Genomic DNA, 20839 nt, shown 5'->3' on the forward strand with positions numbered 1-20839 from the left:
GCGATCGGCGGTCCGCCCCGTCAGCGGTGGGCGAGCAGGGCCCGCGCGGCGTGGGTGACCAGCTCGCGGTCCGTGGTGAGGACGAAGTCGTACTCGCCCTCGGCGTGCCGAGCGACGTCGACCTCGCGAGCGGTCAGGGCCGCCGCGTGGTCGGCGGTGAGCACGATCACGTCCCACTCGGCCGCGAGCCGGGCGTCGCGGTCGATCGTCCGGTGGAGCGCTCCGGCGGGCAGGCCGGAGGCGCCGCCGACCGTGAAGACGGTGAGCAGGCAGCCGCCCGCGGCGAGACGCTCGTAGCGGCGCCGCGTCCCCGGCGTCACGTTGGAGTCGTGCTGGAACGTCGCGAGGAGCACGGCGCTGTCGCCACCCGAGTGCGCGCGCTCCTCGAGGAAGGTGCTCACCTGGAGCAGGAGTGCGCGGTCCGCTCGCCGGGCCGGGAGGGCGGTGCTCACGATCTCGAACGGGGTCGCCGCGCGAGCGGAGGACGCCTGCGCCGAGCGCGCGATCCTGGCCCGCCACTCGAGTCGTTCAGCGGGGCTGGTGACGACCCGCGAGGCCGCCTCCGCGGACCCGGGACGGCCGTAGTGCCAGCCCTGCCCGAGGGTGGCGCCGAGGGCGCGGGCGATGAGCTCGTGCCGCTCGGTCTCGATGCCCTCGGCGAGCACGACGGTCTCGTTGCGGCTCGCGTAGTCGGCGACCGCTGTCATGATCCGGGCGGCGTGCACATCGGGCCGCTGCCGGATGAGGCCCATGTCGAGCTTGATCACATCGGGAGCGATCAGCGGCAGCAGCGCGAGCGTCGCGGGCTCCGCGCCGAGGTCGTCGACGGCGATGGCGTGTCCGTGCGCGCGCAGGCGCTCGATGGCGGAGAGCAGTCGGCCGGTGTCCTGCGCGAGCGCCCGCTCCGTGATCTCGATCGTGAGCGGCAGCCCGCTCGTGAGACCGGCCGGCAGCCGCTCGCGCCAGAGCGTCGGCGGCTCCACGTTGACGAACAGCTCGTGAGCGTCCCGGCCGCCCAGCCCGTCCGCTGCCACGACCGCGCGGCTGATGCACTGGTCGTCCATGATCTCGACGGCGCCGCGACGGTACGCGTCGGCGAAAGCGGAGTCGGGCGCGACCGGGCCGGCGGCGTCGGCGAAGCGCGACAGCGCCTCGTGCGCCACGACCCGGCCCGACGCGAGATCGACGATGGGCTGGAAATGCGTGTCGACGACATCGATCAACCCGACAACCATGGGACAAGTATCAGCGACACTCCGCCGGGTCGGGGCCACTGCACGGGATGGGGACGCCGGTGCGGAGGATGTCAGGCTGCCGCCAGGCTGGTCCGGACCGGAATCACTCGTCCGACAGGTCCTTGAAGTAGCGGGCGACGGGCCACCGCTCGAAGCCCTCCGCCTCGTAGGCGCGGCGCGCCGGCTCGTGGCCCGGGTCGTCGCCGGTCTCCACCATCACCATGCTCATGCCGGCGGCCCTCGACCGTTCGAGCGCGTGGGCGAGCAGAGCCCGCCCGACACCCTGCCGTTGCAGGGCCGGTTCGACGGCGAGCACGTACACCTCGCCCATGCTGTCCTCCGGGTGCGTGCGCGTGCACACCCATCCGGCCGCGCGGGAGTCGAGGCGAGCGACGTCGACGTTCCCCGGCTCCCCGTCGAGCACCGCCGCCAGATCGGCGTACTGCCTCGCCCGCCAGCCGTCCGGGTAGAAGGCCCGGTAGACGAACGGCGGCACCGCGTCCTCGGTCAGCGGGAAGACCGGTTCCCACGCCCGCAACGCCAGGGCGAGCAGGTCGTCCCTGTCGTCAGGTGAATAGGGCGCGATCCTCAGCATGTCTCCACGCTATCCGCGCAGTACCGGATCGTTCGTCGGGCTCCAGGTGGTTGCTGTGGGTCACCGGCGATCGGCGGATGTCCTCGGAACGGTCGGCCGGGCCCGCCGGTCCGGTGAGGTCGCGATGCCGGCTCAGGAGGCGGGGACGAGGGCGCTGTCGCGGCGCAGGGCGCGGGCGGCGAGCGCCGTGCACAGAGCGCACGCGGCCGCGGTCACGCCGAGGAGGATCCACATCGGCGCGAACGAGGTCAGTGCCGCGAGGGCCGCCGGGAGGAGGAATCCCGCGTACGTCAGCGAGTAGTAGACCGCCGTGATGCCCGCGAGATCGTGCGGTGTCGCGAGGGCCTGGGCCCTGGCGAGTCCGGAGACCATCGCGAGGCCGTAGCCGGCTCCGAAGACGGGCGCGGCGACGAGCACGATCCACACCTGGTGCGAGGAGGCGGCGGGAATCAGCAGGAGTGCTCCCGCGGCGATGAGGGATCCGCCCACCAGCCCCATGCGTCCGCCGAGGTGCTTCGCGAGGTGGCCCGAGAAGAACTGGGTGACCCAGCCGACACCGAGGGTGATGACCGTCACGAGGGTGGCGAAGCCGACGGTGTAACCCGCGAGGCGGTCGCTCACCAGGCTCGGGCCCACGGAGAACGAGAGGGCCGGCGCCGCGAACACCCAGGGCGCGAGCGGGAGGATGACCCGCAGGAACGTCGGTCGGGCCGGTGGCGGGATGCGCAGATCGCCGAGCAGGCTCGTCACGCCGGGGTCGAATCGTCGGGTCTCGGACGCCTGCAGCAAAACGATCACGGCGACCACGCACGCGGAGATCTGAACGAGGTAGGGCAGCACCGCGGGCCACGGACCCCACTGGGCCAGGGCCCCGCCGATGCCGGCGCCGCCCCCGAAGCCGATCGTGAGCATGCCCGCCGCGCGCCGCGCTCCCGCCGTGGAGCGTCCCTCCGCGATCGAGAGCTCCTTGATCCAGGAGGTGCCGACCACCATCCCGGCCGCGACGCTGAGGCCGCAGATGAAGCGTCCGGCGCCGAGCCCGGCGAAGCTCGAGCTGGAGCTCGCGAGCACGATGCTCCCGAGGATGCCGATGACCAGTCCCGCGATCAGCACCGGCCGCCGTCCGTACCGGTCCGACCAGGCCCCCGAGAGAGCGAACCCGGGGACGATGCCGAACACGTAGGCACCGAGCAGGATGTCGACCTGCACCTGCGAGAAGCCCTCCACCTGCCGGTAGTACTGCATCAGCGGCAGGAAGTGGTTGCCACCCCAGCCGAGGACGATGAGCGCGGGGGCGACGAGGAGCCAGGATCGGGCGCGCGGGGCATCGCTCACGGACTACTCGTGGTCTCCGGCTTGATAGACCTTCCGGAACGCGTCCTTGCGGGCGATCTTCCCGCCGCGGAACTCGTAGATGTCGCAGCCTCGCGTGGTCTGGACTTCTCCGTCAGGGCCGGGTCCGGTGAAGGACCAGGTGGCCGCACCGCGGGACCCGGCGATGATGGGCTCCTCCTCCTCGTGCCGCTCCTGTCCCTTGTCGTGGGCGAGCATGAGCGCGAAGCCCTCCCGCACCTGCTCCCTCCCGGACCAGGTCCGTCCGGGCTCGGGACCGACCGACGCGCCGTAGACGCAGTCGTCGGTGACGTGGCTCATCAGCGCCTCGAGATCGTGGCGGGTCCAGGCATCGCTGAACGCGGCCAGCACCTCGGGCGTCATCTCACTCGTGCTGTTCTCGGTCGAAGAGGAGTCATCCATCGTGAACGTCGATCCTTCGAATCGGTGGACCGTCGTCGGTCGCCCTGCGACCGTGACAGGTGTCCGGCCGCGGTGGCAACGCCCTCAAGCGGCCATGTCCGGAAGCGGGCGGTCGATGCTCGATCGGTGTGCTCGTCGCGGTGCGGACTGCGGCACTCGGTGGCGGTGATCCTCGTCGCGAGCCGACCGGTTCGGCGCCTAGGATCGCGGAATGTCGAGGTGGACGGTGTCGGACCGCGCGCAGGCGCTCCTCCTCGCCCGGCCCTGGATGCTGGCGGCGCTCAGCGGAGTGTTCGTCGCGATGATCGTCGCGCTCGCCGCCGACGCGGGCTGGGATCCGACCGCCGTCATCGGCGGCGGCCGGCGGCACGCTCCGCTGTGGCTGGTGGCGGGCATCGGTCTGCCGTTCTTCGGCACCGGAGTCGTCGTGGGCGTCGTGAAGCAGATCGGACTCGTCCGGAGACGCCGCCGTCCCGTGCCCGACGCGAGTCCGGACCGGACGCACCAGGACGGGCCGGGCTGGCTGAGTCGGCGGGCGGATGACGCGCGCGAGCGGGAGGACGAGGCGCGGCTGCGCCGGTCGCGGGAGTGAGAGGTCGGGGGTCAGCTCCTTGAGCCGGACAGTGCGAGCGCGCCGCCGAGACCGATCATCATGGCGCCGCCCGTGCCGGTGAGAGTCGACATCCGCCGGGGAGAGGAGGCGAACCAGGCGCGCGCCGTGCCCGCGGCGAGGGCCCACACGCTGTCGCAGAGCAGTGCGAGAGCCTGGAAGGTGAGGCCGAGGAGGATCAGCTGCATCCAGACGGGGCCCGCGGCCGGGTCCACGAACTGCGGCAGGACGGCGACGAAGAACGCGATCGTCTTCGGATTCGTCAGCGAGACGACGAACCCTTGGCGCAGGAGAGTCCACGAGGACGCGGGCGCGAGGGGGGTCGTGCCGGCGTGCGCGTGGCGGTGGCGGATCGCCTGGACCCCGAGCCAGACCAGGTAGACGGCGCCCGCGATCTTGAGGACCGTGAAGGCGACGATCGAGGAGGCGATGACAGCACCGACTCCGAACGCGACCGCCAGAACCGCCGGTGTGACTCCGATCGCGTTCCCGATCACGCTCAGCACGCCCGCTCGGCGACCGAAGGCGATCGATCGGCTGATGGTGAAGAGGACACTCGGCCCGGGAACCACGATCAGCGCGACCGAGGCCAGGACGAACGCCGGGAAGTGCTCGGGGAGGGTCATGCCCGAACGGTACCGCTGCGCGGGTCTGCGGGGGGACGGACGATCGGGGGCGGGGGAGTCGCCGCGCGCCCTGCGACCGTGGTCGAACGATGAAGCCGACCGGCACTCCCGAGGGAGCGCCGGTCGGCGAGGGTGCGACTGCCGAGGGTGGGCCGGGTCAGCGCTGGACGAGCGGGATCGCGATGTCGGTGACGTCTGCGCCGAGGGCACCGAGCGAGGTGGCGGTGCCGTCGAGCAGGCCGACCTGGTAGAGCGACCCGTTGACGGCGGCGAGGCCGATCGAGCCGACCGAGCTGCCGTCGCGGAGGACGGAGTAGATGTCGAAGCCCGTCACGCCCGCGGCGTCGACGCCGAGCTTGCCGGTCGGTGCCAGCGATCCCGCGTTCGCGGGGGACTGGATGGCGACCTGGTCGAGAGCCGTGTCGAGGACGAACAGGGTGGTCGCCGTGTCCGGGTCGAGATCGTTGTTGGTGTACGCGGCCCCGTTGACGCCCGTGGCGGTGGCGGGCGCCGCGTAGCTCAGCGCGCCGTCGGCCACCGTCGCCGCGCCGGGGGTGGCGAACGGCTGACGGAGGTTCTGCCCGGTGTCGCTGACGACGCGGAGGGCGTTGGCGGCCGGGTTGAAGTCGACGCCGAAGGTGGTGCCGCTCAGCGCCACGGTGAGCCGGGTGACCTGGGTGGCCACTCCGGTGCTCGCGTTGATGGAGTAGACGCCGGCGCTCGCCGCGTTGTCGCCGACTCCGTAGAGGTTGCCGTCCTGGACCCGGTAGTCGATGCCGACGAGCGCGGTGTCTCCGCCCGTCAGGCCGCTCACGGCGACGCTGCCCGTGATCCTGCCGGGCTTGAGGGGATTGAACTGCACCAGCTCGGTGCCGCCGTCGGCCAGACCGACGACGCGCAGCGTGCCCGCCACCGACCGGGCGGCGCTGACGAGGTTCTTGGCGGCGGCGTTGACCGACGCGCTGCTGGAATCACCGGTCGCGGCGGCGGGAGCGACACTGCTCGCGCCGGCCATCACGGGTGCCACGGCCATCACACCGGCGACGGCGACGGCGGCGATGCCGACTGTGAAGGACTTTCTCATCGTGAACTCCTTGAGACTTCCGGTCGCCGGAGATCGGCGACTCGGAAGGGTGTACTGCCCGGTGCGCCCCCGCGTTCATCCGGGCGCGAGATTCTCTGCCGCCGGTTCGGCCCGACGCTGTCAGTCTCCGCACCGCGCCGACCCCGATGATGGGGCGATGTTCATCCCGACCAGAGCCGCCGGTCTCGAGGCGCTCGACGATTTCGTCGCCCGAGCCGGCAGCGCGTACGCGCGCGATCGCAATCACGACCTCGGACCGTCCCGGGACAACGTGTCCGGGCTCTCCCCGTACCTCCGCCATCGACTGGTGACCGAGCGGGAGGTCGTCGCCGCGGTCCTCGCGCGTCACAGCCTCTCCGCAGCCGAGAAGTTCGTCCAGGAGGTGTTCTGGCGCACCTACTGGAAGGGCTGGCTCGAGCAGAACCCGGAGGTGTGGCGCCGCTACCGCCGCGAGGTCGACGACGTCGCCGCGGGCGGTCTCCCGTCGGGATACGCCGACGCGATCAGCGGGCGGAGCGGGATCGAGGCGATGGACGCGTGGGTGCGCGAGCTCGTCGAGACCGGCTACCTCCACAATCACACGCGCATGTGGTTCGCGAGCATCTGGATCTTCACCCTCGGCCTGCCCTGGCAGCTCGGCGCCGACCTCTTCTACCGGCACCTGCTCGACGGCGACGCCGCGTCGAACACCCTGTCGTGGCGGTGGGTCGCCGGTCTGCAGACCCCGGGGAAGACGTACCTGGCGTCCGCCTCCAACATCGCCCGGTACACGGAGGGCCGCTTCTCGCCGAGCGGCCTCGCCACCACGGCGCCCGCGCTCACCGAGGAGCCGTTCCCTCCCCGGGAGGCGATCGAGCCGGACGACGTCGTCGGGACCATCGGCGCTCGCCCCGGCCTCCTGCTGCACGAGGAGGATCTCGATGCGGGAAGCCTGCTCGCCGAGCAGCCGGGGCTGGCGGAGCGACTCGTCTCGAGCGCGGCGTTCGCCGACGCCCAGGAGCGCTCCCCGTTCGCGGTCTCCGACGCGGTGAGCGCCTTCACGGCAGCCGCCGTCGCCGATGCAGCGGCGAGAGCGGAGGACGGGAGCGGCGGACCGGCGCGAGTGCTGGCCGATGCGCGGCCCGCGACCGTCGTCGACTGGGCGAGGTCCGAGCGGCTCGACACCGTGGTGGTGCCCTACCCGCCGGTCGGTCCGGTTCGCGAGCGACTGGAGACGCTCCGCTCCGCCCTCGCCGGCGAAGGCGTCGCTCTCGTCACCGTGCGCCGCCGCTGGGACAGCACCGCGTGGCCGTCGGCGTCGCGGGGGTTCTTCCCCTTCCGGAAGCGCATCCCGGCGCTGGTGCGTCACCTGGAGGATCCGGCCGACGCCGTCCGGCTGTTCTGAGCCGCCCCGGGCTCAGGTCCCGCTCAGCGCTTCCTCCTCCGCGGTCGAAGACCAGACACTCCATCGCCTCCCTACGGCGCCGGCAGTGAGTCCGACGACCACGTGAAGGTCGGCGTGCTCGCGGGCTCCTTCCTCGCCGCGGTCATCGGTGGGACGATCCTCGCGATCTGCAACCGGCACTACCGCCCTGCCCACAACGACGACGAGAACGTCGCCGTCGCCGAGCCCCTCGCTTGACCCGCGCACCGATCGCGGTGAGGAGCGGGCTCAGCCGATGACCGGGGTCTCCTCCGGATATCGGTAGAGGAGGTTCCTCCGCCTGATCGCCAGCGCTGAGGCGAGGCCGATCGGGCCGATCCGGCCGGCGAACATCAGCGCGGCGAGGATGTACTGCCCGGCTGGTGGCAGCTGCTCGCTCAGCCCGACGCTGAGTCCGCAGGTGGCGAAGGCGGAGATGACCTCGAAGAGGATCCGGTCGAGGGGCTCGTCGCTGACGAGCATGATCGCCGCGGTTCCTCCCAGGACCAGGGTCGCGCCGAGGAACGTGACGCTGATCGCGACGCGGAGGGCACCCTGGGGGAGGGTGCGGCCGAAGATCATCACGTCACGGTCGCCCTTGGCCTCGGCGACGATCGCGAGGAACAGGATCGCGATCGTCGTGACCTTGATCCCGCCGGCGGTCGAGGCCGAGCCACCGCCCACGAACATCAGCGCGTCGGTCGCGAGCAGCGTGATCGGCTCGGACGCCCCAGTGTCGAGGAGGGAGAAGCCGCCCGAGCGCATCATCACGGAAGAGAACAGGGCATGGAGGATCTTCTCGCCCGCACTCATGCCCCCGATGGTCGCGGTGTTGCTCCACTCGAGCACGCCCCAGAGCACGGCGCCGACGACGAGGAGCCCTGTGGTGACGGTCATGGTGAGCTTCGCGTGCAGCGACCAGCGCCGCCAGTGGTGCCGACTCATCATGAGCACCAGGAAGACGGGGAATCCGAAGCTGCCGATGAAGACGCCGATCATGATCGGGATGAGGATGAACAGGTTCCCGTCGAACGCCGCGAGGCCGCCCTCGTTGGCGGCGAAGCCGGCGTTGTTGAACGCCGAGACCGAGTAGAAGACCGCGTGCCAGATCCCGAGCGGCACCGAGTCCTCCGCCAGGACGAACGCCGGCAGCAGCACGGCCGCGAGGGCCGCCTCGATCGCGAGCGTCGTCACCACGACGATGCGCAGCAGCGACTGCACCTCGCCGAGCTTGCTCGTGCCGATGCCCTGCTGGGCGAAGATCCGCGAGCGGACGCCGAAGCTGCGCGTGACCGCGCGCGCCAGCAGCAGCGCGATCGTCACGATGCCCAGACCGCCCGTCTGAACCGCGAGCAGGATCACGAGCTGACCGAAGAACGACCAGTGGGTGGCCGTCTCCACCGAGACGAGGCCGGTGACCGTCACGGCGGAGAAGGCGGTGAAGAGCGCGTCGTGCAGCGGGGTCGCTCGTCCGTCCGCGGCGGAGAACGGCAGGGACAGGAGCACCGTGAAGAGCACGGCGACGGCGAAGAAGATGCCGAGCGCCAGCAGCGCGGGGGAGACGTGCGCGAGCGGGCTGATCGCCATCGCGGCATCGGTGGGGCGGCGGTCCGCTCTGCGCTGTCTCACAGCGGCCCGAGCTCGGAGGACGTGCGGTCGAGGTGACTCGTGGGGGTGGGAATCATGGAGCGTCCTTTGTCAGCGTTTCGGCGGCATGCCGCCGCCGGCCGACCAGACTTCCCGGCGCTCCTTCTGCAGAGTAGCCCTGGTCGGGTCGGTCCTTCTCCTCCGATCGACCCGATCGTCGGGGTCCAGGTCGGGGTGCGGTGGTGGTGCAGGGCAGGCGGGCTTACGGTGGGGCGCATGTGGTTCGACACCTGGTCCGACGTCATCCGTACGCTCGTTCTGGGTGCGGCGTCCTACGTGACGCTGGTCGCGCTGCTGCGGTTCTCGGGGAAGAGGACGCTGAGTCAGCTGAACGCGTTCGACTTCGTGGTGACGGTCGCGCTCGGGTCCACGCTCGCGACGATCCTCCTCAGCAGCGACGTGTCCTGGGCGGAAGGGGCAGCAGCCCTGCTTCTGCTGGCCGGGCTGCAATTCGTCGTGGCCTGGTCGACCGCGCGGTGGCAGCGTTTGCGGGGACTGGTCACGTCCTCCCCGCGGGTGCTTCTGCGCGACGGGGTCCTCGACGCGGTGGCTGTGCGCTCGGTCCGCCTGACGGATGCTGAGGTGCGTCAGGCGGTGCGCTCCAGCGGATCCGGCGACCTGTCCTCGATCGCTGCCGTCGTCCTGGAGACCAACGGAACCCTCAGCGTCATCCCTCGCGTCTCCTTCGGGAACGGCTCCGCGATGGCCGACCTCGACGCCTGAGCCGGCACGCTCCGGGCGGCGTCAGTCAGCGGGTCCTCGAGTGGTGTCCTGGCGCGGCACGTCGCGCGCGGCGGTGCTGCTGCGGAAGTACGCGCCGAGCGAGCCGGCGACCGTGGCGAACACGACGACCGAGTACAGCGCCAGCAGCAGCCGGAGGATCCGCGTGAAGAGCCCCTCTCCCTCGAGTCCCGTGCCCGTGATGGTCGCGAGCGCCGACTGGTGGAGAGCGAGCCGGCGGCAGTCGTTCCGGTCGGTCATCATGCCGGCCGGTAGCGGCGCCGACTAGTCCTCGTCCTGCCGGGCGGGCGGTGTCGGGGGCTGCTCTCGCGTGATGCGGCGCTTCACCGTGCGGAGGAAGTGCGCCGGCTCTCGCTCGGCCGGCTCCTCCACCTCGAGGCCGTAGAACGAGCCGATGTCGCCGACGAACGCGGCACGGCGGGCTTTGTCGTAGGCGCGGATCTCGCGCCGGAAGGCGATCACGGTCGCGACGCACATCAGGATCATCACCACGCTGAACGGCAGCGCCGAGAGGATCGCGGCCGTCTGCAGGGCGTCCAGCCCGCCGGCGAGTAGTAGGGCGATCGCCAGGAGGGAGGTGACGACGGCGAAGAACACCCTGACGCCGTTGCGCGGGTCGGCGGACCCGCCGGTCGCGATCATCGACATCACGAGCGAGCCGGAGTCGGCGGAGGTGACGAAGAACACCCCGATCAGCAGGATCGCGCCGAAGGTCATGACGGTGCCGGCGGGGAGGCCCTGGAGCATCGAGAACAGCGCCGAGTTCGAGTCCACCGCGCCGTCGGCGCCGACGAGGCCGCCGTCGCCGTAGAGCTCGCGGTAGAGGGCCGTGCCGCCAAGGACGCTGAACCAGAGGAACGTCATGATCGTCGGCACCAGCAGCACGCCTGCGACGAACTCGCGGACGGTGCGGCCCTTGGAGACGCGGGCGATGAAGATGCCGACGAAGGGCGCCCACGACATCCACCAGCCCCAGTAGAACGTCGTCCAGGAGGCCTGCCAGGCCTCGCCCTCCTGGCCGGCGAAGGCGCTCACGGTGAAGGTGAGGCCGACGAAGTTCTGCAGGTAGTTGCCCAGCGACTGCACGAACTCGCGCAGCAGGAACTGGGTCGGGCCCGCGAAGAGGACGAAGACCAGCAGTGCCGCGGCGAGCAGGAGGTTGCCCGTGGAGAGCCATTTCATACCCTTGCCGACCCCCGAGATGAGGGAGAGGATCGTCACTCCGGTGATGACGGCGATGACGATGAGCTGGATCGTGAGGGAGGACTCGACCAGTCCCGCGGCTTCCAGGCCCGCCGAGATCTGAGTCACGCCGAGGCCCAGCGAAGTCGCGACTCCGAAGATCGTCCCGACGAGAGCGACGACGTCGATCGCATTGCCCCAGCCTCCGCGCACGCGCTTGCCGAGCAGCGGCTCGAGCGCCCAGCGGATCGACACCGGGCGCTTGCGCCGGTGGATCGCGTAGGCCAGGGCGAGGCCCACGACGACGTAGATGGACCAGGCGTGCACACCCCAGTGCAGGTAGGTCTGGGTCAGGGCGTTCTGCGCGAGCTGCGTCTCGGTTCCGGTCACGCCCGGGCGCGGGCTGGCGAAGTGGTTCAGCGGCTCCGCGACCCCGTAGAAGACGAGACCGATGCCCATTCCGGCCGCGAAGAGCAGAGCGATCCAGGCGAGGAGGGAGAACTCGGGCTCGTCGTCGTCCTTGCCGAGCTTGATGTCGCCGAACCGGCTGACGCCCATCCAGATCGCGAACGCGACGAACACCGCCGCGATCAGCACGTAGTACCAGCTGAAGGTGTTCACGACCGTCGTCTGCAGCGTCGAGAAGACGCTCGTCGCCGCGTCCGGCGCGATGATCGCGAAGGCGACGATCGCCAGCACGATGACGGCGGCGGGCCAGAACACCCAGCGCGCGAGGGAGGGGGAAGCGGTCACGTCCGCGCGGGCCGAGGGTGTGCTCCCCGCGGTAGCGGGGAGGTCGTGCTCAGGCATGGTTCGCCTCTCTCATCACCTGTCACGGCGACGATGGTCGGATGCGCTCGAGGAGCGAGCGGCGAAGGATCAATCGTTCGACTGCGAGGGCGGGGGAGCCGTTAGGGCTCTCAGGGCTCGAAGTGCTCCGCGGCATCGAGGACCCGCAGCACGAGCACCCGCCAGTCGGGATCCTCGGCGATCATCTCGTCCGCGACAGGACCGGTGCGGTACCCCTCCACGCGGAACGGTGAGCCGTCCCCGTCGTTCCGGGTGAGGGCCGCGATGAAGATCCCCTCGGGGGTGAAGACGCTCCAGGAGGAGTCCTCCGGGGCGTATCGCAGGATCGCCGTTCGGCCGTCCTGCTCGAACTCGTACTCCTCGATCCGCGGGGGCGGCTCGGTCGCAGTGGCGGTGTCGTGCTCGTGCTCGGTCATCACAGTCCCATGATCAGAAGGTCTTCCGCCGCGGGTTCTCCTGCGGCGGTGGTGAACAGCAGGAACGCGTCGCGCAGCTGCTCTTGCTCTGCGGAGCTCAGCTCGCTGAGGATCGCGGCGATCCGGCGTCGCCGGCGCTCGGTGACCTCGTCCACGAGCTGCCGTGCCGCGGGAGTGGCGCTGATGAGCACCTCACGCCGATCGGAGCTACCCGGGGATCGCGCGACCCAGCCGCTGCTCTCCAAGCGGTCGACGACCCGGGTGAACGTCGACGGGACGGCCCCCATCGAGTCGGCGAGATCGCGCATCCGCAGCGGCCCCCTCGAGATCAGCAGCACCAGCACGCGGAACTGCGGCAGGGTCACCCTCTCGAGAGCGTCACCGAGGGACCGAGCGATCACACCCAGGAGGGATCGTGACACCCGCAGAGTGGCCTCCGCCGTCTCGTCGCTCACTGTCATCCCGTCACCTCCGGTACGGCCTCATAGTGATTGCAGTCACACAACTATTGCAAAGCTCGAAGCAAACGAGAAGCCGACCAGAATGCAGAACCTCTGTTCCCGGGGCGCGCGGGAGCATGTCTCCCTCCACTGCGGCGGCAGACGAACCCAGCCCTCACCCCCGCTGAAGAGTTCATCAACGGTCGTTCACGAGACGGTCGAGCAGCGCAGCGCCGGCGACGGTGTTGAGCGCTGTGCGCATTTTCGCCTGGAAGCCTTCGGCAGCGCTCGGGCCTCCGGCGTCCACGCACGCCACCGTGCGGCCGGCTCCTCCGAGGTTCTCGGCACGCGGTCGCTGCGCTCCCTCCCATCGCGCCGACAACCTCTCCGCCTCCGCCCTCCAGATTTGCTCTCCCGCCGCCGACCCTGCTCGGCACTACGTGCCTTCCAGACCAGAACGCCGGGAGAGAAGGACGAGCAACCGAGCCAGACCACCCCCGCTGGCTTGACAGATCTGATTGAGAATCACGGCAGCCGCCGTCGCCGATGCAGCGGAGAGAGCGGAGGACGGGAGCGGCCGGCCGGCGCGAGTGCTGGCCGATGCGCGACCCGCGACCGTCGTCGACTGGGCGAGGTCCGAGCGGCTCGACACCGTGGTGGTGCCCTACCCGCCGATCGGTCCGGTTCGCGAGCGACTGGAGACGCTCCGCTCCGCCCTCGCCGACGAAGGCGTCGCGCTCGTCACCGTGCGCCGCCGCTGGGACAGCACCGCGTGGCCGTCTGCGTCGCGGGGGTTCTTCCCGTTCCGCAAGCGCATCCCGGCGCTGGTGCGCCACCTGGAGGATCCGGCCGACGCCGTCCGGCTGTTCTGAACCGCTCCGGGGAGGTCTCGGCGCTCAGGTCCCGCTCAGCGCCTCCTCCTCGGCGGCGACGTTCTTCTGCACGGCGAACTGGGTCCGGTGCAGCTCCTCGTACCGGCCGGCCGCAGCGAGCAGCTCGTCGTGCGTCCCGCGCTCCACGATCGCGCCGTCCTCGATCACGAGGATCAGGTCTGCGCTGCGGATGGTGGAGAGTCGGTGGGCGATCACCATCGCCGTCCGTCCCTCGAGCGCCTCGCTGAGCGCCGCCTGCACGGCGGCCTCCGACGTCGAGTCCAGTGCCGCCGTCGCCTCGTCGAGGATGACGACGCGCGGCTGGGCGAGCAGGAGCCGCGCGATGGTCATCCGCTGGCGCTCGCCGCCGGACAGCCGGTAGCCGCGTTCTCCGACCATGGTGTCGAGCTGGTCCGGCAGCGACCGGATGAGCGGCTCGAGTCGCGCCCGGCGGACGGCGTCCCACACCTCGTCGTCGGACGCCTCCGGCCTCGCGAGGCGCAGGTTGGAGAGGATCGTCTCGTGGAACAGGTGGCCGTCCTGCGTCACCATGCCCAGGGTGTGCCGCAGCGAGGCGAACGTGACGTCGCGGACGTCCGTCCCGGCGAGCCGCACCGCGCCGCTGTCGACGTCGTACAGGCGCGAGAGGAGCTGCGCGATCGTGGACTTGCCGGCGCCGGACGTGCCGACGAGGGCGACGGTCTGCCCCGGCTCGATCCTGAAGGACACGCCGTGGAGCACCTCCTCGCCCCCGCGGGTGTCGAGCGTCGAGACCTCCTCGAGGGAGGCGAGGGACACCTTGTCGGCCGACGGGTAGGCGAAGCGGACGTCGTCGAACTCGACGGACACCGGGCCGTCGGGGACGGTGACGGCGTCGGGCTTCTCCTGGATGAGCGGTTCGAGGTCCAGCACCTCGAAGACGCGCTCGAAGCTCACCACCGCGCTCATGATCTCCACGCGGGCGTTCGCCAGGCTCGTCAGCGGCGCGTAGAGGCGGGTGAGCAGGAGCGCCAGGGTGACCACCTCGCCGGTGTCGAGCCCGCCGCCGAGCGCGAGGGAGCCGCCGAGCCCGTACACGAGCGCGAGGGCGAGAGCGGAGACGAGCATCAGTGCGGTGAAGAAGACGAACTGCAGCATCGTGCTCCGGACCCCGATGTCGCGGACGCGGGCGGCGCGGGTGCGGAACTCCTCGGCCTCCTCCTCGGGCCGGCCGAACAGCTTGACGAGGGTGGCGCCGGGCGCCGAGAAGCGCTCGGTCATCTGCGTGCTCATGGCGGAGTTGTGGTCGGCGGCCTCGCGCCGGAGCGCTGCGAGGCGGCCGCCCATCCGGCGCGCGGGCACCAGGAAGATCGGGAGCATGACCACGGCGAGGACCGTGACGAGCCAGGACGTGCTGAGCATGACGATCAGGGTGAGGATCAGCGCCACGAGGTTCGTGACCACGCCGGACAGCGTGCCGCTGAAGGCCTGCTGGGCGCCGATCACGTCGTTGTTGAGGCGGCTCACGAGGGCGCCTGTCCGGGTGCGGGTGAAGAACGCGATCGGCATCTTCTGCACGTGGTTGAAGACGGCGGTGCGGAGGTCGAGGATCACGCCCTCGCCGATCCGCGCGGAGTACCAGCGCGTCACGAGTGACACGGCGGCGTCCGCCACGGCCACGAGGGCGATGACGACGGCGAGCCACACGATCGTGCCGACCGCGCCCCGGGCGACGATGACGTCGACCACCTGGCCGGCGAGCACCGGCGTCGCGACTGCGAGGAAGGCTCCCGCGATCGACAGGGTGATGAAGACCAGCAGCTGCGACCGGTAGGGCACCGCGAACGTCATGATCCGCCGCACCGACTCCCGCGAGATGCCGCGCTTGCCGTCCCTGACGGTCGAGATCTTGTACAGCGAGCTCCAGGCCGCGCCTTCCATGCTCATTGCGGTTCCTTCCGTGGGCACCAGACCCAACCTAGGGGGCAGGGTGCCGAGCGCGGGGGTCTTGCGCTCGCCTCGACGTCGACCCGCTGGTGGACAGCGCGACTGCGCGCCTCGTCGAACCGGCCGCCGAGCGGTGATCGGTCGACGCCCTGCCGAGCGGTCAAGCCCCTTCTGACCATTGGAGGGCCCTGCCTAGCGTCGAAGGGCGGGCGATGAGGTCCGCACCGACTGCTCCTGGAAAGGTACGACCCGCATGTTCTTCCACCGTCAGGAACTCCAGTTCAAGTCCACTCCCTCCAAGCCCGACGCCGTCTTCGCCCGCCGGTTCCAGGAGGTGCTCGGCGGCCAGTACGGCGAGATCACCGTCGCGATGCAGTACGGCTTCCAGGCCTGGAACGCCCATGAGCCGGGCAAGTAGCGCGACCTGCTCTACGGCATCGGCGCGGAGGAGTTCGGGCACGTCGAGATGATCGCGATCATGATCGCCCAGCTGCTCGAGAACGCCCCCGTCGAGCAGTCCGAGGACGCCATGCGCAAGGATCCGGTCCTCGGCGCGGTCATCGGCGGCACCGACATCCAGGCCGCGATCGTCGCCGGCGCGGGAGTCCGCCCCGTCGACAGCAACGGCAACCCGTGGCAGGGCTCGTACATCACGGCGAGCGGCAACCTGCTGGCGGACTTCACCGCCAACGCGAACGCCGAGATGCAGGGCCGCCTGCAGGTCGCGCGGCTGTACCACATGACCGACGACCACGGCGTGCGCGACCTGCTCTCGTTCCTCCTGGCCCGCGACACGATGCACCAGAACCAGTGGATCGCCGCGGCGGCCGAACTGCGCGCCGAGGGCGCGGAGGACCTGCCGGTTCCCTCGAACTTCCCGCTCTCGAAGGAGGAGCGCTCGGTGTCGTACGAGTACATCAACTTCTCCGACGGCGCGGCCGCGGCCGAGGGCAGCTGGGCCTCCGGACCCACGCCCGACGGCAAGGGCGAGTTCAGCTACCGCACGGCGAGCCCCGACGACGGCGTGCCGATGCCCCCGCCCACTCAGCCTGACGAGCGCTTCTACGGCACCTCGCCGAAGCCGAACCTCGTCGAGAAGGCCGTCGGAGCCGTCAAGGACGCGGTCACCGGCAAGTAGCCGCTCAGGGGCCTCGGTGGCCGCCCGCCTTCGATGGAGGGCGACGCGGCCACCGCCGCCGCGGTGGTGTGCGTCCGCACGGGGACGTGTCCGTGACAGCCCTCACCCCCCGTCGTCCTCCATCGGAAGACGGTCGGTCGGGACCGGTCGGTGACGGACCTGTCGGGCGCTGTACCCGTGCCCGAGTCCGGAGGCGCACTCCGAGCAGGCGGTGCCGCCGCTCGACCCGGCTTCTGCGAGGTGCTCCGCCCGGGGGGCGCGAGCACTCGGTGCAGCGCGCGGCGAGCAGGACCCGGCGTTCAACGGGACGCTGCGGAGGCCTGCTCGGTGGAGGCCGTGACGACATCGACTCCCGCTTCTCTCGCTTCCCAGGCGACGGCGGGAGGGATGTCCGGGAGCGTGACGATGGTGTCGAGGTCTCGGAACGATCCGAAGCGGTGCGCGGCGGTGCGGGTGAACTTGTCGGGTGTCGCGACGAGCATGACGCGTCGGGAGGACTCGATGGCGGCTCTCTTGACCTGCGCGTCGCCCCAGCTCGCGACGGTGAGGCCGGTCTCGGGGTCGGCGGCGCAGGCGCCGAGGATCGCGACGTCGAACCGCATCGCGCGGATCGCTTCTGCTGCGCCGGCTCCGGTGAAGGCGAGGTCGTCGTGCCCGACCGGCCCGCCGGGGACGATGACCTCGTTCCCAGGGGTCCTCGCGAGTGCTGCTGCCGCGTGGAGGGAGAGGGCCATGGCGGTGATGCCCAGGCCCGACAGTTCTTCCGCGACGGCCAGGGCGGTGGTGCCGTTGTCGATGAGGACGCTGTCGCCGGGCGCGATCATGCCGGCCGCCGTCCGCGCGAGCAGGGTCTTCTCGGAGGCGTCCTCGCTGCGCCGGATCGCGAACGGGTACTCGGATCCGCGCGTGGCGACGGGTGCTGCGCCGCCCCGGACGCGTCGGAGCGCGCCCTGCTCGGCCAGTTCGGTCAGGTCGCGGCGGATGCTGATCGCGGAGGCGCCGGTGAGGGTGACGAGCTCGCTGACCGAACGCTCTCCGGAGTCGACCGCGCGGATGATCACTCTCTGACGTTCTGATCGTTGCACGTGATCATTCTAGTTCGTAGCGTGCATCCCATGACGAGGACGAGCAGGACCGGGCTGGCAGCCCCGGCGGGTGTGGGCATCATGTTCGCGAGCAACGGGGCGCTGTTCGCAGCGCTCCTGCCCTGGTATCCGCTGCTCACGCAGCGGCTGGGGCTGAGCGCGGCGGAGTTCGGGATCGTGGTCGCCGCCTTCGCGGTCGGGGCGATCGCCTCCTCCGCGCTGCCTGCCCCACTGATCGCGCGCTTCGGTGCGACGCCGGTGGTCATCGCCGGGACGGCGCTGGTCGGGCTGGCGGTCGCGGGGGCCGCCTGGGCGACGTCGGGGTGGATGCTCGCCGCGGCGATCTTCCTGATCGGGTTCTTCGACGCGATCGTCGACGTCGCGCAGAACCTCGCCGGCATCCGGGTCCAGGAGCTCGCGGGCCGCTCGATCCTCTCCTCCCTGCACGCCTTGTGGAGCCTGGGTGGCGTCGCCAGCGGCGCGATCGCGACCCTCGCTGCCGCGAACGGGATGGACGTCCGGTTCTTCCTCGCGGCGGCCGCCGTCGCGGGCGTCGTCCTGGTGATCGTCGGAGACCGACTCGTGGGCCGCGCGGCCGACGCTCCCGCCGCGGAGACCGGCGGGAGCGCGCGTGGTGGGGGAGCGCGGAAGGTCGTGTTCCTGGCTGCTCTGCCGCTGATCGCGATCGCGATCGGCGGCACGATGCTCGAGGACGTCGCGAACAACTGGGCGGCGATGTCGGCGGTGCGGATCGGCGGGATGCCGGTCGCCCTCGCCGGGCTCGCGTTCACCGTCACGATCGGCAGCCAGTGCATCGGCCGCTTCTCCGGCGACCTCCTCATCGCCCGTTTCGGCCGCGCCGCGGTCGCCCGCGTCGGCGGCTTCCTCATCGCCACCGGCGCGCTGCTCGTCGTGACCACGCACGAGCAGGTCGCGACGCTGCTGCTGGGCCTCGCCCTCGCCGGCTACGGATCCGCGACCCTCGTTCCCAGCGCGATGACCGCCGCCGCCGCGCTCCCCGGCGTCAGCGCCGGAGCGGGTGTCACCCTGGTGAGCTGGCTGATGCGCGTCGGTTTCCTCGTCACCAGCCCCGTCATCGGCGCGCTCACGGATGCGACGAGTCTGCGGTGGGGACTGTGCGTGCTCGTCGTGGTCGGCGTCACCGTCTCGCTCCTCGCCCCGAGCCTCGCCGCCGCCCCGGCGCCCGTCGGCTCATCGCGTCGAGTGGAGACCCGCCGCGACCGTGGACGTCCCGCCGCGCGGTGACCGACCGACGCTCTCCGCAGTGTTCCGGAAGGGGTACTGGACGCGGCACTCGTCAGACGACCGAGGACATCGGGAGAGAGGGTTCAGCCGTCAGGTCCCGCATCCGCCTGGCCCCCGCGCTCGACGTGCCTGTCGGCGGATCCGGCCGCGCATGCCTGACCGCGGCCCGACGACGGACCGCCTACTGCGGCTTCGTCCAGGTGAGCAGGTAGCGCCACATCGGCAGGCGGGCCCACGAGTGCCCGGTCAGGATGCGGTCCGCGCTCCGTCTCACTTCGGTGTAGCTGTGCAGCGGTGCGGAGGTCGCGGCGGTGTGCTCCCAGACGGCGTGACGGCGTTCGTGCGCGCGGTGCTGGATCAGCCCGGCGAGGTCGTAGAGGGCGTCCCGCGGGGTCGAGGAACGGGCGAGGCCGACGATCCCGACGAACCCTCCTGGAGCGGCCAGCTCCGCCAGACGCTCGAGCGTCTGGTCGAGGTCGGGAAGGTGGTGGACGACCGCGACCGCGGTCACGACGTCGAAGGACGCCGGCTCCAGCGGGGCAGTCATCAGATCGCCGTGCACCCAGTTCACCCCGGGGTCCTCCTCGCGGGCCGACTCGAGAACAGTTGCATCAGGATCGAGCCCGGTCACGTCGGGAATGAACTCATGGAGTTCAGCCGCCAGGATCCCGTTGCCCGTTCCGACGTCCAGCGCCGTACGCGCGCCGACCGGCACCGCCTCGAGGAGTCGTCGCTGGTAGTGGAGGTTGTGGTTCCAGCGTTCGGGGTGCCGATGCGTCATCCGTCTACTGTGGCTCCTCCGGAGAGGAGGACGAGCGTCTGCAGGCGGTCATCCACCACCGCGACCGCCGACCTGTCGAGGCCGCAGTGCCGAGCCGTGCCGCGAGGGGATGGTCCGCCGGGCGTTCAGCTTCTGGTCGCGGGCCGGGTGAAGTGGCGCACGCCGTAGATCGCGAGGAGGAGGATCCCGCTCAGCTGCAGCGCGAGCGAGAAGCCGGAGGAGAACTCCTCCGTCGGCCACAGCAGCCTCAGCATCGTCGCGACGAAGATCGCCACGACACCGATGATGGACAGAACTCGACCCTGCATCCCTCGAATATACGGTCCGGTCGGACGGAGGCCGACTCGCCCGCCGCTGACGTCCTGGAAGGGGATCCGTGACCGGCCGCTTCTGCCCTGGAGGGTCACGGAGCTTCCGGTTCCGCTGTTCCGTCGTCCGCGACGAAGATGCAGAACGGATGGCCGGCCGGGTCGGCGAGTACGGAGAGCGCCTCCTCCGAATCGGCGCTCCGATCGTCGACGACCGTGGCGCCCAGTGCGACCGCTCGCGCCCGCTGCTGCTCGAGCTCGTCCGCATCCGCGACGGTGAAGTCGAGGTGCAGCTGCTGGGGCACCGGCCCGTCGGGCCAGGTCGCTCGGGGGAGCTCTCGGGCGGTCTCCGGTGCCCGCGCTCGTCCGGTGTCAGCCGAACGGATCTCGCTGAGGCGCCTCGAGGTCGGCGGTGTCCGGGTAGTCCAGGAAGTCGAGGGGCGGGATGTCCGTCATCTCCTCGTCCCAGGACGGCCGCGCGGGCTGCATGCGGCGCGTCTCCTGCTCGATGTGAGCGATCGCCTCCGCGTCGTCCGGTTCCTCGACCTCGCTGCTGTCGATCGGCACCGACCACAGCTGGCTCGCGGGACCGATGAGCAGGTGGGCGTACGCACGGCCGCCACCCTCGGTCAGGACCGGGACGGAGATGACGTCTGATTTGCCCACGTCGGCGAGGGCTCTGGAGTAGCGGAGGACCGCCTTGCAGGTGAGATCTCCGACGAGCAGGTGTCCGCTTGAGTAGTGCAGCTTTCTCATGCCACCAGGTTTCTCATGCAACGGAAGGCCCTCAAGAGGGTTGCGGCCCGCGCTCATCTCAGTAAGACGATGACCGGGCCATGAGTGTCGTTCGAACTACTTCCTGGCGCCTCTCGACGACGGCTGTGCCTCGGGTGAGTCACCTCTTCGCTTCCCGATCGCGT

Annotated in this window: 23 protein-coding genes and 1 pseudogene; 7 read left to right on the forward strand and 17 right to left on the reverse strand. The window is 70.9% G+C overall.

The features are described from left to right. Positions 1-20: 20 nt before the first annotated feature. The 4 genes from GSU68_RS02110 to GSU68_RS02125 form a co-directional block, all read right to left on the reverse strand. Positions 21-1235: an EAL domain-containing protein gene (locus GSU68_RS02110; protein WP_159905476.1), complete on the reverse strand. Its 1215-nt coding sequence runs from the start codon at positions 1233-1235 to the stop codon at positions 21-23. 103 nt (positions 1236-1338) lie between these two features. Further along, positions 1339-1830 (reverse strand): GNAT family N-acetyltransferase, encoded by a 492-nt coding sequence (locus tag GSU68_RS02115; RefSeq protein ID WP_159905477.1) that lies wholly within the window; start codon positions 1828-1830, stop codon positions 1339-1341. A gap of 132 nt (positions 1831-1962) precedes the next feature. After that, positions 1963-3165 carry an MFS transporter gene (locus GSU68_RS02120; protein ID WP_159905478.1) on the reverse strand — a complete coding sequence of 401 codons (1203 nt, stop codon included), beginning with the start codon at positions 3163-3165 and terminating at the stop codon, positions 1963-1965. A gap of 3 nt (positions 3166-3168) precedes the next feature. Further along, positions 3169-3585: a nuclear transport factor 2 family protein gene (locus tag GSU68_RS02125; RefSeq protein WP_208544632.1), complete on the reverse strand. Its 417-nt coding sequence runs from the start codon at positions 3583-3585 to the stop codon at positions 3169-3171. Positions 3586-3796: 211 nt separating this feature from the next. Between GSU68_RS02125 and GSU68_RS02130 the strand changes: the two genes are divergently transcribed. Further along, positions 3797-4177 carry a hypothetical protein gene (locus tag GSU68_RS02130; RefSeq protein ID WP_159905479.1) on the forward strand — a complete coding sequence of 127 codons (381 nt, stop codon included), beginning with the start codon at positions 3797-3799 and terminating at the stop codon, positions 4175-4177. Positions 4178-4188: 11 nt separating this feature from the next. Here the strand turns inward: GSU68_RS02130 and GSU68_RS02135 are convergent, their stop codons facing one another. Next, on the reverse strand, positions 4189-4821 hold the full coding sequence (locus GSU68_RS02135; RefSeq protein WP_159905480.1) for a LysE family translocator: 633 nt from the start codon (positions 4819-4821) through the stop codon (positions 4189-4191). Positions 4822-4978: 157 nt separating this feature from the next. Beyond that, positions 4979-5905 (reverse strand): DUF4394 domain-containing protein, encoded by a 927-nt coding sequence (locus GSU68_RS02140; RefSeq protein ID WP_208544633.1) that lies wholly within the window; start codon positions 5903-5905, stop codon positions 4979-4981. 157 nt (positions 5906-6062) lie between these two features. On the opposite strand from GSU68_RS02140, the gene GSU68_RS02145 reads away from it, so the two are divergent. Then, positions 6063-7289 (forward strand): FAD-binding domain-containing protein, encoded by a 1227-nt coding sequence (locus tag GSU68_RS02145; protein ID WP_159905481.1) that lies wholly within the window; start codon positions 6063-6065, stop codon positions 7287-7289. Between the two features lie 102 nt (positions 7290-7391). Continuing rightward, entirely contained in the window at positions 7392-7526 is a 135-nt protein-coding gene (locus GSU68_RS20025; protein ID WP_279631049.1) for a hypothetical protein, read from the forward strand. A gap of 30 nt (positions 7527-7556) precedes the next feature. Here the strand turns inward: GSU68_RS20025 and GSU68_RS02150 are convergent, their stop codons facing one another. Further along, the gene (locus GSU68_RS02150) at positions 7557-8894 is read right to left on the reverse strand and encodes a potassium transporter TrkG (protein ID WP_159905482.1); all 1338 of its coding nucleotides are present in this window, start codon (positions 8892-8894) and stop codon (positions 7557-7559) included. 276 nt (positions 8895-9170) lie between these two features. Between GSU68_RS02150 and GSU68_RS02155 the strand changes: the two genes are divergently transcribed. Further along, complete coding sequence (locus tag GSU68_RS02155) at positions 9171-9677, forward strand: YetF domain-containing protein (RefSeq protein ID WP_159905483.1); 507 nt, start codon at positions 9171-9173, stop codon at positions 9675-9677. Positions 9678-9698: 21 nt separating this feature from the next. Here GSU68_RS02155 and GSU68_RS02160 read toward each other — a convergent pair whose 3' ends face one another. From GSU68_RS02160 to GSU68_RS02175, 4 genes are all read right to left on the reverse strand, one after another. Further along, complete coding sequence (locus GSU68_RS02160; RefSeq protein ID WP_159905484.1) at positions 9699-9938, reverse strand: hypothetical protein; 240 nt, start codon at positions 9936-9938, stop codon at positions 9699-9701. A 21-nt stretch (positions 9939-9959) separates the two neighbouring features. After that, the gene (locus GSU68_RS02165; RefSeq protein WP_159905485.1) at positions 9960-11687 is read right to left on the reverse strand and encodes a BCCT family transporter; all 1728 of its coding nucleotides are present in this window, start codon (positions 11685-11687) and stop codon (positions 9960-9962) included. A 110-nt stretch (positions 11688-11797) separates the two neighbouring features. Continuing rightward, a complete protein-coding gene (locus GSU68_RS02170) occupies positions 11798-12106 on the reverse strand; it encodes a hypothetical protein (RefSeq protein ID WP_159905486.1) in 309 nt (102 codons plus the stop codon). Further along, positions 12103-12564 (reverse strand): MarR family transcriptional regulator, encoded by a 462-nt coding sequence (locus GSU68_RS02175; RefSeq protein WP_159905487.1) that lies wholly within the window; start codon positions 12562-12564, stop codon positions 12103-12105. Before GSU68_RS02175 ends, GSU68_RS02170 begins: the two co-directional genes overlap by 4 nt. A gap of 497 nt (positions 12565-13061) precedes the next feature. Between GSU68_RS02175 and GSU68_RS02180 the strand changes: the two genes are divergently transcribed. Continuing rightward, positions 13062-13415 carry a hypothetical protein gene (locus GSU68_RS02180; protein WP_208544634.1) on the forward strand — a complete coding sequence of 118 codons (354 nt, stop codon included), beginning with the start codon at positions 13062-13064 and terminating at the stop codon, positions 13413-13415. 24 nt (positions 13416-13439) lie between these two features. On the opposite strand, the gene GSU68_RS02185 is transcribed toward GSU68_RS02180, so the two are convergent. Next, positions 13440-15341, reverse strand: coding sequence for an ABC transporter ATP-binding protein (locus GSU68_RS02185; protein WP_159905488.1), 1902 nt, complete (start codon positions 15339-15341; stop codon positions 13440-13442). A 253-nt stretch (positions 15342-15594) separates the two neighbouring features. Between GSU68_RS02185 and GSU68_RS02190 the strand changes: the two are divergent. Continuing rightward, a pseudogene (locus GSU68_RS02190) lies at positions 15595-16479 on the forward strand (manganese catalase family protein). Between the two features lie 299 nt (positions 16480-16778). Here the strand turns inward: GSU68_RS02190 and GSU68_RS02195 are convergent. Then, entirely contained in the window at positions 16779-17564 is a 786-nt protein-coding gene (locus tag GSU68_RS02195; protein WP_159905489.1) for a DeoR/GlpR family DNA-binding transcription regulator, read from the reverse strand. 30 nt (positions 17565-17594) lie between these two features. On the opposite strand from GSU68_RS02195, the gene GSU68_RS02200 reads away from it, so the two are divergent. Next, on the forward strand, positions 17595-18830 hold the full coding sequence (locus GSU68_RS02200) for an MFS transporter (protein ID WP_208544635.1): 1236 nt from the start codon (positions 17595-17597) through the stop codon (positions 18828-18830). Between the two features lie 181 nt (positions 18831-19011). Here the strand turns inward: GSU68_RS02200 and GSU68_RS02205 are convergent, their stop codons facing one another. The 4 genes from GSU68_RS02205 to GSU68_RS02220 all read right to left on the reverse strand — a co-directional run bounded on the left by GSU68_RS02205 (position 19012) and on the right by GSU68_RS02220 (position 20675). Next, positions 19012-19611 carry a class I SAM-dependent methyltransferase gene (locus GSU68_RS02205; RefSeq protein WP_159905490.1) on the reverse strand — a complete coding sequence of 200 codons (600 nt, stop codon included), beginning with the start codon at positions 19609-19611 and terminating at the stop codon, positions 19012-19014. A 125-nt stretch (positions 19612-19736) separates the two neighbouring features. Further along, positions 19737-19919: a hypothetical protein gene (locus GSU68_RS02210; RefSeq protein WP_159905491.1), complete on the reverse strand. Its 183-nt coding sequence runs from the start codon at positions 19917-19919 to the stop codon at positions 19737-19739. 95 nt (positions 19920-20014) lie between these two features. Continuing rightward, positions 20015-20305: a VOC family protein gene (locus tag GSU68_RS02215; protein WP_159910085.1), complete on the reverse strand. Its 291-nt coding sequence runs from the start codon at positions 20303-20305 to the stop codon at positions 20015-20017. Further along, entirely contained in the window at positions 20292-20675 is a 384-nt protein-coding gene (locus GSU68_RS02220; RefSeq protein WP_159905492.1) for a hypothetical protein, read from the reverse strand. Before GSU68_RS02220 ends, GSU68_RS02215 begins: the two co-directional genes overlap by 14 nt. Positions 20676-20839 lie beyond the last annotated feature (164 nt).

Origin of the sequence: Rathayibacter sp. VKM Ac-2759, assembly GCF_009834225.1 — a bacterium.
Taxonomy (GTDB): Bacteria; Actinomycetota; Actinomycetes; order Actinomycetales; family Microbacteriaceae; genus Rathayibacter.

Excerpts from the sequence above, each read along its gene's own strand:
- GSU68_RS02140 (WP_208544633.1), bottom strand. The coding sequence starts at position 5,905 with ATGAGAAAGTCCTTCACAGTCGGCATCGCCGCCGTCGCCGTCGCCGGT.
- GSU68_RS02145 (WP_159905481.1), top strand. The coding sequence starts at position 6,063 with ATGTTCATCCCGACCAGAGCCGCCGGTCTCGAGGCGCTCGACGATTTC.
- GSU68_RS02220 (WP_159905492.1), bottom strand. The coding sequence starts at position 20,675 with ATGAGAAAGCTGCACTACTCAAGCGGACACCTGCTCGTCGGAGATCTC.
- GSU68_RS02135 (WP_159905480.1), bottom strand. The coding sequence starts at position 4,821 with ATGACCCTCCCCGAGCACTTCCCGGCGTTCGTCCTGGCCTCGGTCGCG.
- GSU68_RS02175 (WP_159905487.1), bottom strand. The coding sequence starts at position 12,564 with ATGACAGTGAGCGACGAGACGGCGGAGGCCACTCTGCGGGTGTCACGA.
- GSU68_RS02185 (WP_159905488.1), bottom strand. The coding sequence starts at position 15,341 with ATGAGCATGGAAGGCGCGGCCTGGAGCTCGCTGTACAAGATCTCGACC.
- GSU68_RS02205 (WP_159905490.1), bottom strand. The coding sequence starts at position 19,611 with ATGACGCATCGGCACCCCGAACGCTGGAACCACAACCTCCACTACCAG.
- GSU68_RS02115 (WP_159905477.1), bottom strand. The coding sequence starts at position 1,830 with ATGCTGAGGATCGCGCCCTATTCACCTGACGACAGGGACGACCTGCTC.
- GSU68_RS02110 (WP_159905476.1), bottom strand. The coding sequence starts at position 1,235 with ATGGTTGTCGGGTTGATCGATGTCGTCGACACGCATTTCCAGCCCATC.
- GSU68_RS02200 (WP_208544635.1), top strand. The coding sequence starts at position 17,595 with ATGACGAGGACGAGCAGGACCGGGCTGGCAGCCCCGGCGGGTGTGGGC.
- GSU68_RS02210 (WP_159905491.1), bottom strand. The coding sequence starts at position 19,919 with ATGCAGGGTCGAGTTCTGTCCATCATCGGTGTCGTGGCGATCTTCGTC.
- GSU68_RS02155 (WP_159905483.1), top strand. The coding sequence starts at position 9,171 with ATGTGGTTCGACACCTGGTCCGACGTCATCCGTACGCTCGTTCTGGGT.
- GSU68_RS02150 (WP_159905482.1), bottom strand. The coding sequence starts at position 8,894 with ATGGCGATCAGCCCGCTCGCGCACGTCTCCCCCGCGCTGCTGGCGCTC.
- GSU68_RS02160 (WP_159905484.1), bottom strand. The coding sequence starts at position 9,938 with ATGATGACCGACCGGAACGACTGCCGCCGGCTCGCTCTCCACCAGTCG.
- GSU68_RS02130 (WP_159905479.1), top strand. The coding sequence starts at position 3,797 with ATGTCGAGGTGGACGGTGTCGGACCGCGCGCAGGCGCTCCTCCTCGCC.
- GSU68_RS02165 (WP_159905485.1), bottom strand. The coding sequence starts at position 11,687 with ATGCCTGAGCACGACCTCCCCGCTACCGCGGGGAGCACACCCTCGGCC.
- GSU68_RS02125 (WP_208544632.1), bottom strand. The coding sequence starts at position 3,585 with ATGGATGACTCCTCTTCGACCGAGAACAGCACGAGTGAGATGACGCCC.